We start from the raw sequence: 14,775 nt of genomic DNA on the forward strand, positions 1-14,775 counted from the left end.
CGTCCGCACCACGCATCATCACCCCCGCCGTTGCCGTGCGCAGGGTGAATCATGTTCCGCAAAACAGGTCGAGAGCCGACTTCTTCAGCAGCCTGTTAAGGGTATCTGCCACCCGCCGTCCGTGATCCATCACGCGCTCTTGCGTTGGTACAGAACGCAGGGCGGCAATCCGAAAGTTCAGACTGATGATATGGGGCTGATCAACGACCCTCGCCTTCGGGTCTGCCGCGCGCCGGGCAATACCTGCCTGTCATCCTTGGCGGCGAGCGCGCATTTTGGGGACCTGGCGCGAAACAACAGCAAAGGTTGTGGGACCATCATGCGAGTGGCTCCGGTTGGCTTGATGTTCCCTCGCGACCAAGTTCGTTCGCTGGCCATCGAGACATCCGCCCTGACGCATGGCCATCGGACCGGCCAACTTGCAGCGGCAGCCTGGGCAGAAATGCTTGCCGATGTCACCGCAGGTGTCGACCTTGAGGAGACTGCAACCCGGACGGCAGAGACCTATGCGCGACTTACCGGGGGCGAAGATACTGTACGGGCGATTCAAGCTGCGCTCCGCGCGCCACGGGACGGTGCGGGGGAAACAGTCGAATCCTTGGGTGGCGGCTGGACCGCCGAAGATGCTTTGTCGATCGCGCTTTATGCCTGCCTCGCCGGAGACTCCTTCGAAGAGGCCCTTCTGATTGCAGCCACCCATGGTGGGGACAGCGATTCAACTGCGGCGATTGCCGGTAATATGCTGGGTCTGCTTGATCCTGCGGCTGTGCTTCGACACCGTTGGGCCGAAATCGTTGAAGGTGCAGACATCATCTCGCAGTTGGTACGGGACTACAGGAACCTTTCATCAGATATCGATGCGGCAGAGGAACTTTTCGAAGTCTATCCGGGGGTATGAGATGGGTTCTTCTTCCGAGAGTTACATTGGGCGATGGCACAAGATATCCGGGCCGGAAGAACATAACCAGTTGTTTGCAATCGGAGATGTGCATGGGCAGGCAGAGGCGCTTGCTGCCGCTCTCGATGCGATTGCGGGGATTCCGCGTGCTGCCGATCGGCGCAGACTGGTTTTTCTTGGTGATATTGTTGATCGGGGACCCCACAGTCTTGACGCCATCAAGCTCACAATGTCGGCCGCTGACCGGGCAGATGCGGATGACGTTGTTCTGTTGCCTGGCAATCATGAACTGATGCTGCTGGATGCGCTGGAGCATCCAATGAGATTCATGGGTGACTGGCTGGACAATGGAGGGGAGACGCTAATCGCTGAGGCTGGACGAGCAGCACCTATCCGATTGCTGGAAGACTTTGCAAGCCTTGCCAGGAGCATCATCCCTCCCGACTTCTTGGCGTCGATTCAGGATGCCCCAAGCCATGTTTTGTCCGGGAACTTGTTGCTCGTTCACGCAGGTTTGGCACCGAGTGAAGACGCCCAAACCTTTCTTCAAGTATCCGGACGGGCGGCTCATGGCAAACACTGGGCGTGGATAAGACGCCCCTTTCTTGATTGGCGTGGCGGATGGGGGCCAGACGGTGACTGGCTAGTGGTTCACGGCCATACTCCCGCTGTTACCCGCCCTTCGGCCCCAGACCGGTTCTTTGCCGCGGCCAATCGCTTGCGCACCCATCAACGCCTTTGTCTCGATGCTGGCTCCGCCTTCGGCCTACCACAGGTTGGATGGGCTGAGTTTACGGCCGAGAGCTTTCGTCTGGCACAATCTCGTGGCTGAATCCATATTGGCGTTGCGACACCACTATGATACGTCCGTTTTTGATGCGCTCCGACACTAAGTTTCAGAAGAAACCGACCGTGAGGAAGAAAGATGCCAATCAACTTTGACAGTCTGACTGTAGACGGTGAATGCTTTGCGCGCATCATCGTCGCCCTTATTAAGAACTGCCTTTGGATAAACGGTTTGCCCGCGAAGATATTGAAGATCCCAGTCTCTACGAATTTTCAGTTGTGATGCAATTCACACCTGTCTTGGGACGGCTGACCTATGTCCAGTCAGCATGCGGAAACTATCCGGTCAATGATGCAGCAGGTCTAGTGTTTTGGCTGAACTTACGATTCGGTCGCGAGATAAGCTTTGGAGCAATCGGATGACGACAACTGCGGTGGATACGCTTGTGGATTTTTTTATGGGTGAGGGCATTTTCCGCGGGTTTGGCATTGATAAGATGAGAGAAACCTATGGCTGGAAGGGCTATGATTACTCCACGACTGTGGAGATCAAAACTACTTCGCGCAGAAGCTTTCTCGCGATCTTGCAACTCTCTGATGCTGCCACCGAAACGATGGTTCAGGAGGCGCTCAGATTGGTCACAGATGCTCAATTAAGTGCCCTACTTAGTATGGCCGAGGATGTTGTTTCGAAGTGGGGCGGCATTAAAAGCAATAGCACAGAAACGCTAAAGCGGTATGTGCAGCAACTGAATATCGAAGAGGCGCGGATCCCATTTAGCGGTATCGCCAGTCGATCCAAGATTTTGCCGATTGCCTTCCCAGATAGATACATCATCTTGGATGCACGGGTTGTAGTTGCCTTGACTGCAGTACAACTACTTGAACCACCAGATATGGGACAACTCTTTCCGTATATGGAAAGCCGCAATTCCAGTATTTCCCGTGCAAAGCCTCGTGCCTTTCTAGCTCGTCCAGACTACCGCCGGAACAGGATCTTGAGCAGATACCCGAATTGGAAAAAGCAAACACGGAGCTCTGCTTATTTCGAATATCTGAAACTTATGCGCATGGCGCTGGTCGAACTGACCAACACGAAACCAGGGGTGCGACTTTGGGATCTGGAGATGGCCTTGTTTTGGCAGGCCACGGAACTGGTACACGCCCTTTCTGAAGCTGAGACGCCGGCGCTTCACCACTCAAAGTGAGTTTAGAATATGCACTACCCCTTTCTCGTCGCCGATCCCCGCTCGGGCCTGCATTACCGCCTCACCGATACAACACTCGCCGAGCTTGCGCTTGCCCCAAAAGCGGCGGAATGGGCGCCGGGGCGGGCGATCGTGGAGGACCCCGATCCGGTCTGGCGGGATAGCCTTGCCAATGCGCCGATCGAGACGATCTCAGCCGTCAGCACGGCGCTTGAAGGTCTGGTGCTGGCCACGGGCGATCTTCGCATACCAGCGGCGGAGGCGATGGGGGACAGCCGCGCACGGCGGCATCTGGATGCGCTTATCAACCTCTGGCGCAAGCTGGGCGATACCTTGCCCGAGGGGTGGGCCCCGGTGCTACACGTTCTTGAGCTGCCGCATGGGCAGTTCCTTGACCCGGTACCGGTGGTTGAAGGATCTCTCGATCCGCATGCGCCAGCCGCAATGAAGGCACTTTACGGACGGCTGCAACAGGAATTCGGGGCCGTGGCCACACCCGCCAAGGAGCGCGCGGCGGTCGAAGGGTCAAGGCTTCACGCTTTGCAGGGCGGGATCGCAGCGGCGTTGATCGGGTCTGCGCAAATGGACGACAGCCTTTTCTTTTATGGCTTGCGCGATGCGGCTGCCTGCGCTGATTTTGCCGCTGCCCGTGCGCGTGCCCTGATCGAAAACGGTATCCCCGCGCGCGAGATTGCAGTGCTGGCCTCTGGCGATCCGCGCCAGATCGCCCGCGCCTTTGCCGAGCAGGGCGTGCCTATTTCCGGGCTTCCCGGCAGCCTGCCAGAGCGCGACATAATTGGTGAGACAGCACTTCAACTGGCATTGGCCAAGCGAACACCCACGCCTGCGATGGCCCTTGCAAGTCTGGCCCTGTCCCCGCTGATGCCATGGTCCGCACAGACCGGGCGCGATCTCGCCGAAAGCTTGGTCGGGGGTGACTTTCGGGGCGATGTCCTGTCACCCACCCCCGCGCACAAAGACCTCTGGTCGGACATTCGCGCGTCAGCGGGCAGCCTTGCGCAACTTCGCTTCCTGATCGACCGGATCTGCGAGCGGATTGCGCAAGGGAGTCAGGTTCGCGCCCGTCTGCCTATCCCGTCCGGCGAGGGTAGCCCGGACTGGGAAGCGATCCTGCGCGGCATCCAGATTGCACCCCCGTCAAGTGCCGATCAAGAGCGCAACCTTGAAGGCGTCAGTCTCTGGTCTGCGCAGGAAACTCCGTGGCGGCCCTGCCGACATCTGATCGTGACGGATTTCACCGATGGTCTGTATCCGACGCGCCCACGCGCCAATCCGATGTTTCTGGACAGCGAAATCATCACCATCCGTGCCGCCACCGGGCTGCACCTTCGCGGCCGGGCCGAAGGTTTGGCGCAAGGTCTCTCGCTGTTCGATCAGCAGCTCCAGGCTGTCTCTGGCTCGGTGACCTTCCTGATCCCGTGGCGCGATCTGTCTGGGGCACGGCAGCAACCCTCGGCCGGGCTTTCCCTGGTCGCGCGGGCGATATCGGGTGTCGAGGATGCGCAGGATCTGATCCTGGACCTGTCGCGCCTGCCGCCCCGCGATTGGCCTGTGGCGCACCACCGCCTCCCGCCCTTGCCAGAACCGGACGATCTGCCCGAGGCCCTGTCTTTCCCCGGCCTCGACCTGCTGGCGCTGCGCCGCAAGGATGACGGGACAACCAAACCTCAGTCGCCCTCTCGGTTGGAAACGCTCCTCGTCAGCCCGCTGGCCTGGCTTTTGGAAGAGGTTGGCGCGGGAGACATGTCCTGGTCAGCAGAGGAACTCGATGTCATGGCCAAGGGCAACATCGCCCATGACGTGTTCGAGCATGTGTTCCTCAAGGACCAACCCGTTCCGGAACCAGCAGCGCTGACTGTCGCGGTTGCGCAGGCCTATGATCGTGCGCTGACCCGCCACGCGGGGTTCCTGCGCAGCGCATCATGGGAAATGGAGCGCAGCGGGCTGGAACGCGAGATCCTTCAAGCTGCGCTGCGCTGGCGCGGCCATCTGCTGGCGCTTGGCGCAAAGATCATCGGCAACGAGATCTGGCTAGCCGGTGAGGCGCATGGCATCAACCTGCACGGCAAGGCCGATGCGATCCTTGAGTTGCCTGACGGTGCGCTGCTTGTCGTCGATCACAAGAAAAGCGGCACATCGGCCCGGCGCAGGCGGATGGAGGCGGGCTGGGATCTCCAAGCGGGGCTCTATCGTGACATGATCGCCCGTCCTAACCGGCGCGATGGGGACGGGATGGACACGCTGATCGGCCGCAAGATCGGTATTGCGTATCACTTGATGAATGATGGGGGGCTGCTCACCTCGGGCCTGCCCACGGCCGCAGGGTCGCCCGCGCGCGATATGGGCGACGGCGTCAACGATGCCGCGGTCGCCATGCTTGCTGAACGGCTGGCGCAACTTGGGGCAGGACGAGTGGTGCTGAACACCTCGGCCGACGAGGGGTTTTTCAAGAAAGAGGCGGGGTTCACACCCTATGCGCTGACTGACGGCTCGACCCTGATCACTGCATTCATCCGCCAGATCGAGGAGGCATGACCATGGACGGGGCAGTTTCAGACCGGGGATTGGTCATCGTGCCCGCCGGCGCAGGCGCAGGAAAAACCCATCGCATCAAGACCCAGCTTTCCGACTGGGTGAAGCGCAAGATCGTGCGGCCCGAACGGATTCTTGCCGTGACCTTTACCGAAGCCGCGGCCGGTGAATTGCGTGAACGCATCCGGGCGGGTCTTCTGGCGGATGGTCTGGTCGCCGAGGCAATGGCGGTTGAGCGGGCTTATGTCTCGACGATCCATGGGTTGGGCCTGCGGCTGTTGACGGAACATGCGCTGGCGGCGGGCGCATCGCTGCAACCCCGCCACCTTGGTGATGCCGAGCGGGACCTGCTGATCCGGCAGGCACTGGCTCATGCCAAGTCGCTTGACCCGATCAAGGCCGAACCTGAGCGGTTCGGCTATCAGCCAAATTGGCAAAAGGGCGAAACGGTCGAGGATTCCTTACGGGGTCGGGTTCTGGCGATGATCGACCTGTTGCGCGGGCTGGGTGACAAGGGCCGCGATCCGGGCCTGATCGTACCCGCATTGGAGCGGCTTGACAGAATCTATGGCGAGGTGCTCGCCGATCCCGCCGCCGCCCGTGATGCGTTGGCGGCTGCGATTTCCGCCATGCTTGCCGCCTTTCCCGAGGGCGGTATGGCCACCGTCACCGCCAAGGGGCCCCGCGAGACGCTGGAAAAGAACCTTGCCCTCTTTCGCCGTGTTGAGCGCGACCCGGCGCTGCTGGACCGGGACTGGAGCCTCTGGCAGTCCTTGCGCAATCTTTGCACCTCGAATAGCCGGACAAAGACGCCCGAGGGCTATGATGACCTTGCCGCTGCGATCATGCAGGCCGCCGATGCGCTTCCTGCACATCCCGGTCCCTTGGCAGATGCGAAGCTGCACTTTCGCTGCCTGATCGCTTGTGCGCAGGAAGTGATGGAGGCGTATGAAGCGCGCAAGAAGGCGCTTGGTCTGATCGACTTCGCCGACATGATCGCCGGGGCGGAGCGGCTGTTGCGCACCGATCCGGCTGTGCGTCAGGCTGTGTTGAATGAGATTGACTGCGTCATAATCGACGAATTTCAGGATACAAATCCGGTGCAGTTCGCACTGCTCTGGCAGTTGGGTGCCCGCGCGCCACGCACCCTGCTGGTGGGCGATGTAAAGCAGTCGATCATGGGGTTTCAGGGGGCTGACCCGCGCCTGTCGCAAGCCCTTGCGGCGGCCAACCCCGCCGCGACGCAACCCCTTGACCGCAACTGGCGGTCAACACCGGCGGTGATGGACTTCGTCAATGCCATGGGCGCTGGACTGTTTGGCGCGGACTACAATCTGCTGGCCCCTACCCGCGATCCTGTGCCCGGTCCGGCGCTGGAGGTGCTGAACATCGTCAAAGGGCGCGGGGTGAAGAACTTCTCGAAGCCGCAGGAGCACATCGCCGAGCGCATAGCCCGCATCCTCACAAGCGGCGAGACAGTCACCGACCGGCACACCAAGACCACAAGGGTCGCACGTCCCTCTGATATCGCGCTTCTGGTTTGCCGCCACGCTACTGCCGCCCGCTATGCCGAAGAACTGCGGGCGCGCGGCGTTCCTGTCCGCATCGCCGAGGATGGCTGGGCGGCAAGTCCGGTTGTTCAAGCCGCCCGCGCCGCGCTGAGCTATGCCGCGAACCCAGCCGACACCAGTTCCGGACTCATGCTGCGCACGCTCGGCCCCGACCCGCTGAGCCTGCAAGCCGCGATGACTGCGCAGATCGAAGGGCGGCTGGCGGACGATCCGGTTCTCATGCGACTGGCGGCTTTGTCCGACCGGCTCGCGCGGCTGCCGGTCTCAAACGCACTGGATCTGGTGATAGATGCCGCCGGACTGCGGCTCTGGGCTAGCCGTCATCCCGATGCTGCACAGGCGCGCGCAGACCTTCTGCGACTTGAAGCCGAAGCAAGTGATTTTGAAACTGCCCACCGCGACCTGAAGGCCGCCGCCGGCTTCCATGGCGAAAGCGCAAAGGTTTTTCTGGGCTGGTTGGATGCCCGCGCGGGCGAACGCGATTTCGACCGCAGCCCCGACCCTGCCGCCAACAGCGCCGAAGCGGTAGAGATCGTCACCTGGCACGCCTGCAAGGGGCGCGAATGGCCGATCACGGTGGTGGCGGAATTTGATCACGGAATCGAAGAATGGCCCGGCAGCACCGCGACCAGGTTCACGGCCCTCGACAAGATCGACGATATGGCGGCTGTGCTGGCCTCGGCCGCGCTGATCCACACGCCAGGATTTGCAGCCCCAGAGGCAGGGCGGCGGTTCATTGAGGATCGTCGCGCGGATTTTGAGGCCAACGCAAAGAACCTGCTTTATGTTGCCCTGACCCGGGCCCGCGACCGGCTGGTACTGGAATGGCCGGGCTTCATCAGGGAGCGCGACGAAGAAGCACCGGAAGCCAAATGCCTGTTCCATGTGTTTACTGATGCCTGCGCACCGCAGGTCGGTAGTGGGAAACTGCGCATCGCCGGGGTTGATTGCCCATCCCATATCACGCAGATGCCCGAACACGCAGGCTTCACCGAGTTTCTGGCAGGGGCGATCACGGATACGCCCAGGCTCGGCCACGCCACCCCTCTGCCTACCGTGACATTGACGCCCTGGCGGTTGCAACCATCGCAATCCACAACAGCCCAGCTTGCACCGGACAGCCAGTGCGTCACCTTGGGCGCTCCATGGCCCCGGACAATAAGTGACGCAGCCCGAGGCACAGCGCTTCACCTTGCCCTGCGTACATGCTTGACTCGGCCCGATCTGATCACAGCCCTGCCTGCGGCAACCGGACTGGACGAGGCGACCTTGGCACTTGTGGCAGAGCGGGCGGCTGCGCTGAAGGCCTGGCTGACAACACAAGGCTGCACAGACCTTTACTGCGAGATCCCTGTATTGGCACATTCGCCAGAGGGTGCCGAGATCCCCGGCACCATCGACCTGCTGGCGATCGGCCCTTCCGGATGCCTGCTGATCGACCACAAATCCGGTGGCGCGGGCGAGGGCTTCGGCCTCTACTGGCCCCAGATCTCCAGCTACGCGGCGCTGGTGGCAAGACTGTTCCCGCAGCATCCGCTGTACGGTGTAGCGGTTTACTGGTTAGATCATGGGCGGCTGGAACTGGCGCAGATATCCGCCACCGTCAGATCGACAAATATCACTTCTGAGGTTGGTTGATGACAAATGCAGCCATGAGATGGGTCTCTTTCGGTAGCGCTGAGACGTGCTCCATATACACCGACTCGCGTCCGGACCTTGTAATGGAAGGCCTGGTCCACCTTGCCGACAGCTCCGATCGTTCGATGCGAATCTACAAAAGGATTACTGCATGATCTCATGGGATGCCCTGACGCCGGATCCGGACTATCGTCGGAGGCAACAGGATCTCGGCCTGCGCCGCGCGGTAGTCTCGTTCAACGACCGCGCGGTGCCTGGGCTGGGCAACCTCTGGTTCTCCATGCCGGTGGCCTGGGCGCTGCTCGGTCTGAAGATCGCCGCCGACCGGAATCTAAACGCCGTCACAGTCACAAACGCCATTGAGGCGCTGGCAATGAAGGCCGCCCACAGTGCGTCCTCGGGCGCAGAGGACAACGCCGTTCCCAGTCGGGTGCGTGGTCAACGAAAGCTCGCGCTTGTGGACGATCTGTCCTACGCCTCGCTCTCGCGGCGCGGGACTTACGTCTCGCAGCCGCTTCGGCAAATGCTGCAGCAGCCGCTCGACGGACTCGGCCTCGCCACCGGCGGACGCTTCGCCACGCTTGAGATTGCTTCTGACGTCCTGACCCTCCTGGAAGGCAAGCCGCTGAAGAAATTGCTCGAATCGCTGGACGCTTGGGTCGGTGGCAAGGGGTCCGGCGAGAAGCCGCCCGTCGCTGACAGTATCTCGCCTCTTGTCAGTGTGCCCCGCCCCTTGGCCATCAAGCTGCGATCACGGCTGTTCGAAGAGGGCCGCCCCGAGGACTTGGCCAGACGCCGGTCGGTGCGGGACGCCGGCTGGCTGGACGCGACCCGTGCCGATGCGCGTGTCTTCGCCGAGGCAACTCCGCGGGCGCCGTTCGATGCCGAGCACTGGCGCGATCTGCGCGCCGGCTCAGCCCTGTTCGCGCTGCGCCACAAGGCGCTTCTTCTGTTGCGCAACATCGAGGGCGCGCTTCTCGACGCACGGCAGGCCGGTTTGCCCGTCCGCCTTACGACAAAGGAGGCCGTAGCCCGGTTCGTCCCGCAAATCGAGGACCTGGGCCGAGACGCAGTCACCATGGCGCCGATGATCGAACCTGCTGACGAGAAAGACAGTCTCGCTTTCCTGCGGCTCTTGTTGAGCGCCGACCCCGGCACCGTTGTCCGGGGGCTGGTCATGCGGGACGGCACCGTTCTGCGGCTAGACGGCGACCACATCCTGCCCGGCCCCGTCGGCGACGATCTCCGCCCGCCGGGCGCCCCGCCCGAAGAGGACGAAGAGGACGAACAGCCAGACCTCGGGCGGCTTCACGCCATGAGAATGCTGACGGCCGAACTCGACGCCGCGATCGAAGCGGGAGGTGCCGCATGCAAGGCCCCACGTCCCTGATCGACCTCTTTTCGCCCCCGCCCGACCACATCGGAGATTTCGGTGTGATCTGCGGCTTCACCGCCGGGCGGGACACAGTGAACCGGATCAAGCGGCGGTTCTCGCCGGACGTGTCGCACCCCAAACTCGCGCTGCTTATTCATCCGACAAAGGTGCCGGTGACGGACGTGCCAGGCGTAATCTGGTGCCACGTAACCCACGACCCGCATGCTCGCGGCTTCGACCTGCTCCACGCCAAGCTCGCGCTCCTTGGCTTCCGCCACCGCGAGACGGGAGCCTACCACCTGCGATTAGTCGTAAGCACAGGTAACTGGACGCACGAGCCCCTTTCGACAAGCATAGACTGCTTCTGGAGTTGCGAGACCAAACCTGACCAGGCCACGCCGGACGATGCGGCAGACCTGCGCCGGGCTTGGGACGTGTTCCAGATCCTGAGAGCCGTGACCGCGCCCGATCTGCTGCAAATGCCCTTCGACGGCCACCTACCCGACGCAGCGCTTAGAGAGGCGGTCGAGGCGCTGCCCCAAGCGGACCCCTCTGGCGGGCGTCTGATCGACAACCGGAAAGGCGGGCTGCTCAGCGAATTCGTCTCGAGGCTTGCGAAGCCAAGCCGTCGACGTCGTGCTACGAAGGCCATGATGGGCGCGGGCTATTACCAGAGCGCGGTCGGAACAGACTTCGTGCCAAAACGGGTCTTGCAGGAACTCGTGAAGGCGGGGGCAATAGAGAGAAACTGTCGCGCCTCTTTGATCGCCAACCCGGAATCCTGTCAAAGCCTGGTCAAACGGGCCAAATGGCTCACCTCTGATCGCTGGTCGGTTTACGCGCCCGAGTTCTCAAAACATCGCCAGGGCGAGCCGAAGACGCCGCGGAAGTTGCACGCAAAATTCATCCTCCTCGGTGGCGACGATCTGACGACGGTGCCGGCCTCGCTCTACCTTGGCTCCGGCAACTTGACAGAGCGAGGGATCATCGACCCGATGTCGCCTCACGGCAATCTCGAGGCCGGCGTTGTCATTCGCCCGGATCCAGCGCTCGGATGGCGGGGAAACAAAGGCACCCGGGGGCTAACCGACCTGCTCCCCATCGCGCGGGCCGAGGAGAGACGCGCACCGATCGACCTCGTCAACGCCGCCGCCGGCGATGACTTCGAGCGCCCCGAAGAACCCGACACACTGCCGCCAGTGACCTGGCTGATCTGGAACGAGGGGAGACTTTCCGCACCGGGCGGCACAGCGGTCCGCGTGCGTCGTCCAAACGGGGGGACCTGTGACACTCCCTGCGACGGGCTTTTTCCATGCCCCGAGTTCGTGACCTTGGAAGATTGCGGTTTGGCTGTGCCGGTGCTTTCCGACGGCGTGCTCTCGACCCGGCCCCGACCGAGATCCTTCGACGAGGTCCTCAAGGGCTTGCGGCAGTTCCCCGAACCACCGGACGCCGACGAAGAGGACGACGATACCGAAAGGACGGACGGCACCGGGCCACGGCCCACCGGCGTCACTGCAGGATCGCCGCTCGGTCGCGCTGACGCACCGGAGCGGCCCTATCCGATCCGGCGGATGATGCGCCTGCTGGTGGCGTTGACCGACCGACAGCAGACGGTGCTCGCCTATGACTGGGACCGCTGGTGCCGAGAACTGCGCAGTGACCTCTCTGGCATCGCCGCCGCGGAAGAGCCGACCATCGCGTTCTTCCGATGCTCCGGCGTCGATCCGCTTCCGATCTTGCTCGACCCTATGTTCCTGCCGGACGGGGCGGAGGCGCGACGGCTTGAGAAGGCGTTGGACGAGATACGCGCAGCTTGGGGTTTAAAAGATTGCCCTTCGCTTTGGGACGATGAGGATGCGGTATGAGCGTGGACTGGCGCGAAGTAGCTCTAAGACTGAGTTCCTACGCACGTGAGTGCGGTGAGGAAAAACTCGACGCCGGCCAGCGGGCCAGCCTCGTCGCCATCGCCGCACGCATGGAGAGGGGCTACAGGTTCACGCTTCTGGCCGACGAAGTGGGCATGGGCAAGACGCGCATCGCAGCCGCACTGATTGCAGCCGTGCGTGACGTCGGCGGCCGGACGGCGGTCGTGATGCCCGGTGGCCTGGCCGATCAGTGGCAGAGCGAGTTGAACGCGTTCGATAGAACCATCCCTAAAGCCCCGGTTATCCGTAGCTACCAAGGCTTGATCGACCATGTACGCACCACCGTATCGGAGAAAGTCCGTGTTAATGGGTCCGAAAGCCGGACGCCGGAGAACCCTTGGCTGGCCGAGCCGGTGGTCCTGATTTCGCACACATTCGCGAACATGCGCTTTCCGTTGAAGGCCGGGTCCGGATTGCATTGGCGGCGTGAACTCCTGCCCGCCGTCGAGCGGGCGTGGGCGGGCGGAACGCGACAGATCCGTGACCGCGGATGGCCTGAAGGTGTCGCGGCGACCCACCACTTGGCCGCATGCATCGCGCGGACCATGCGGGAGGAAAACATCGCCTTCAACGCTGCCAGATGGGAGCAGCGAGAGATGGAGGCCGCGAAGTATCGCACGGCGATACTGCCCCTGATCGGCTACGCCCTCGGAAGGTTCGATCTGGTCGTGGTTGATGAGGCTCACAAGAGTCGCGGGACCGACTCTAGCCTCTCGCGCATCCTCGGTCCTGTCACTTGGACCGACGAGAACGCGTTCTGCCTAGGGCTGACTGCTACCCCTGTCGAAATTGACGCCGGACAATGGACCAACACGCTTCGTCGCCTCGCCCGGCGGGATGACGCCGTGATTGTTAACTACCTCAACGGTGAAATTGCGGATGCTATCACTAGCTACGTCTCCGTTGTAGAAGACCTGCGAACAGGTGTCCCAGACGAGGGGATGGCGACCCGTTTCGAAAGCGCGGCCGACCGGATGCAGCGCGCGCTCAGCCCCTACGTCCTGCGCCGAGACAAATGGGACGACCCAGTCTACAGCAACTTCATGAACACCCACGGCGATTACCGGTGCTGTTTGCCGATCCGGGTGGGCGAACCGGGATCTGCAAACAGTACAGGAATTGGCAGTTCGGGCGGGGCCGTCTCTCGCGAATGGCTCCGCAGGATCGCTGCGGCCGAGGTGCTTTCACTCATTCCGGCGAGTTCCCCCTCGGAGAAGCGCCTCCGGATCGCCATCGGGCGCGGTCTGGCTCTTGGCCCCGTTGTCGAAGCTGAGGCCGACGAAGATAGGCCTGACGGCCCCATCGACGCAGTGACCGCAGGACCGACGGCGCACTGGCTCAATATCCTGCGCCGAGACCCGGACCCAAGCCTCCACGCGCACCCGTCGCTCCGAGCGGCGGTGAACCTGATCGAAAGCATTGCCTGCCCGCAGGACGGAGCCGAGCCGCGCAAGGTACTTGTCTTCGGCACCTATACGCGATCGATCCAGGCCCTCGTCGACGTGCTGAACGCGCGCAGACTGCTGGCCGATCGCGAGAGCTGGCATGGACAGACCCTCTCCGCAGAGCTGACAGCCGCGCTTGATCACGAAATCGGCCTTGTTCCCGGCGCACCGTCCCGGCAAGCCATTCTGGACGATCTCAGCCGTCAATCGGAGATGCGCGAGCGTCGTATCGCCGCCGTGCTGGCGACCTTGCGCGGCAGCCTCCACGGCGTTGAACTGAACGACCGCTTCCGGCAAGCGCTAAACGAACTTCTGGCCAAGCGCGAGCAAGAATACACGAGCCGCCTCATGCAGGTGCTCGAGGATTTCCGCGAAGACCAAGGCGAAACCTGGACTGTTAAGGCCTTCGTCGCCGCCGCCCGACACTTGTTCGAGGCCGTCGAGAATGAAGATCCAGAAAAGGCAAACCAAGACGAGGGTATCACACTCGGCGACGGCATCGAGCGAATCCTGCAGGATTACTCGACCCGGGCGGGACGCTTTGCCCGTGAGCTTACCGGCGGCACTGCGCCGGGCACCCGGCGAGTCTTGCAAGCGGCCTTCAACCGGCGCCGGTCCAATCCGATGGTGGTCGTGGCACAATCCCGCGTCGGCCGGGAAGGGTTGAACCTGCACCTCGAATGCCGCGACGTGGTTCTCTTCCACCTCGAATGGAACCCGGCAATACTCGAGCAGCAGATCGGCCGAGTAGACCGCAAAGGCTCGCGCTGGATGCGCGATGCGGCGGCGTGGGTCGAAACTGGATCGGTGGGCCGCCCTCCGACAATCAACATCTATCCCATCGTCCTCGCCGGGACCTACGACGAGCGGCAATGGACCGTCCTGCAGGGCCGCTGGCAACTCCTGCGCGCCCAGCTCCATGGCGAGGTCCTGCCGCGCCACGCCGCCGACGGACCGGAAACCGTGGCCGTGATCCGCATCCGTGATGCGGCGCCGAGTTTCTCGCCAGCGGGTGGTAAAAGACAAAGACGAACCAGTCTCAGCTAGGACAATGACCCTGCCCCTTTCACCGAGAATCCGTCCGGACCTCGGCAAGTTCCTCCAGTTGGGAGCGTGTATGTCTTTCAGTTTACGAAGCGATATGAAGGACTTCGCGCCCTCTTGCTTCCACAGTGCTTCCAACGGTTTCTCAAACGCAAACGCCGCCCCGGAGGGCGGCGCATAAGAATTTGATAACGCGTAGAATTTTGGTTGCGGGGACAGGATTTGAACCTGTGACCTTCAGGTTATGAGCCTGACGAGCTACCGGGCTGCTCCACCCCGCGTCCGGCCCGAGGGCAATATTTGCGATCGGGTATTTGTATCGTATTGAG

General features: G+C 62.3%; 8 protein-coding genes and 1 tRNA gene. 8 read left to right on the forward strand and 1 reads right to left on the reverse strand.

All coding sequences use genetic code 11. The features are described 5' to 3' along the window. The 8 genes from J2X53_RS21795 to J2X53_RS21830 form a co-directional block, all read left to right on the forward strand. Window positions 1-898 (forward strand): ADP-ribosylglycohydrolase family protein (locus J2X53_RS21795; protein WP_349039600.1); only part of this gene is annotated, 898 nt, incomplete at its 5' end. Between the two features lies 1 nt (window position 899). Then, entirely contained in the window at window positions 900-1,730 is an 831-nt protein-coding gene (locus J2X53_RS21800; protein ID WP_349039601.1) for a metallophosphoesterase, read from the forward strand. A gap of 373 nt (window positions 1,731-2,103) precedes the next feature. After that, the gene (locus J2X53_RS21805; protein ID WP_349039602.1) at window positions 2,104-2,892 is read left to right on the forward strand and encodes a hypothetical protein; all 789 of its coding nucleotides are present in this window, start codon (window positions 2,104-2,106) and stop codon (window positions 2,890-2,892) included. 9 nt (window positions 2,893-2,901) lie between these two features. Next, the gene (locus J2X53_RS21810) at window positions 2,902-5,448 is read left to right on the forward strand and encodes a PD-(D/E)XK nuclease family protein (protein ID WP_349039603.1); all 2,547 of its coding nucleotides are present in this window, start codon (window positions 2,902-2,904) and stop codon (window positions 5,446-5,448) included. A gap of 2 nt (window positions 5,449-5,450) precedes the next feature. Beyond that, on the forward strand, window positions 5,451-8,654 hold the full coding sequence (locus J2X53_RS21815; protein ID WP_349039604.1) for a UvrD-helicase domain-containing protein: 3,204 nt from the start codon (window positions 5,451-5,453) through the stop codon (window positions 8,652-8,654). A gap of 151 nt (window positions 8,655-8,805) precedes the next feature. Continuing rightward, on the forward strand, window positions 8,806-10,044 hold the full coding sequence (locus J2X53_RS21820) for a hypothetical protein (RefSeq protein ID WP_349039605.1): 1,239 nt from the start codon (window positions 8,806-8,808) through the stop codon (window positions 10,042-10,044). Beyond that, window positions 10,023-11,897: a phospholipase D family protein gene (locus tag J2X53_RS21825; RefSeq protein ID WP_349039606.1), complete on the forward strand. Its 1,875-nt coding sequence runs from the start codon at window positions 10,023-10,025 to the stop codon at window positions 11,895-11,897. The genes J2X53_RS21820 and J2X53_RS21825 overlap by 22 nt, the downstream gene beginning before the upstream one ends. Then, entirely contained in the window at window positions 11,894-14,449 is a 2,556-nt protein-coding gene (locus J2X53_RS21830; RefSeq protein ID WP_349039607.1) for a helicase-related protein, read from the forward strand. The genes J2X53_RS21825 and J2X53_RS21830 overlap by 4 nt, the downstream gene beginning before the upstream one ends. Window positions 14,450-14,650: 201 nt before the next feature. Here J2X53_RS21830 and J2X53_RS21835 read toward each other — a convergent pair. After that, a tRNA-Met gene (locus tag J2X53_RS21835) sits at window positions 14,651-14,727 on the reverse strand. Window positions 14,728-14,775: the final 48 nt, after the last annotated feature.

Source organism: Pseudotabrizicola sp. 4114 (assembly GCF_031457365.1).
GTDB lineage: Bacteria > Pseudomonadota > Alphaproteobacteria > Rhodobacterales > Rhodobacteraceae > Pseudotabrizicola.

Excerpts from the sequence above, each read along its gene's own strand:
- J2X53_RS21820 (WP_349039605.1), top strand. The coding sequence starts at position 8,806 with ATGATCTCATGGGATGCCCTGACGCCGGATCCGGACTATCGTCGGAGG.
- J2X53_RS21815 (WP_349039604.1), top strand. The coding sequence starts at position 5,451 with ATGGACGGGGCAGTTTCAGACCGGGGATTGGTCATCGTGCCCGCCGGC.
- J2X53_RS21825 (WP_349039606.1), top strand. The coding sequence starts at position 10,023 with ATGCAAGGCCCCACGTCCCTGATCGACCTCTTTTCGCCCCCGCCCGAC.
- J2X53_RS21830 (WP_349039607.1), top strand. The coding sequence starts at position 11,894 with ATGAGCGTGGACTGGCGCGAAGTAGCTCTAAGACTGAGTTCCTACGCA.
- J2X53_RS21800 (WP_349039601.1), top strand. The coding sequence starts at position 900 with ATGGGTTCTTCTTCCGAGAGTTACATTGGGCGATGGCACAAGATATCC.
- J2X53_RS21805 (WP_349039602.1), top strand. The coding sequence starts at position 2,104 with ATGACGACAACTGCGGTGGATACGCTTGTGGATTTTTTTATGGGTGAG.
- J2X53_RS21810 (WP_349039603.1), top strand. The coding sequence starts at position 2,902 with ATGCACTACCCCTTTCTCGTCGCCGATCCCCGCTCGGGCCTGCATTAC.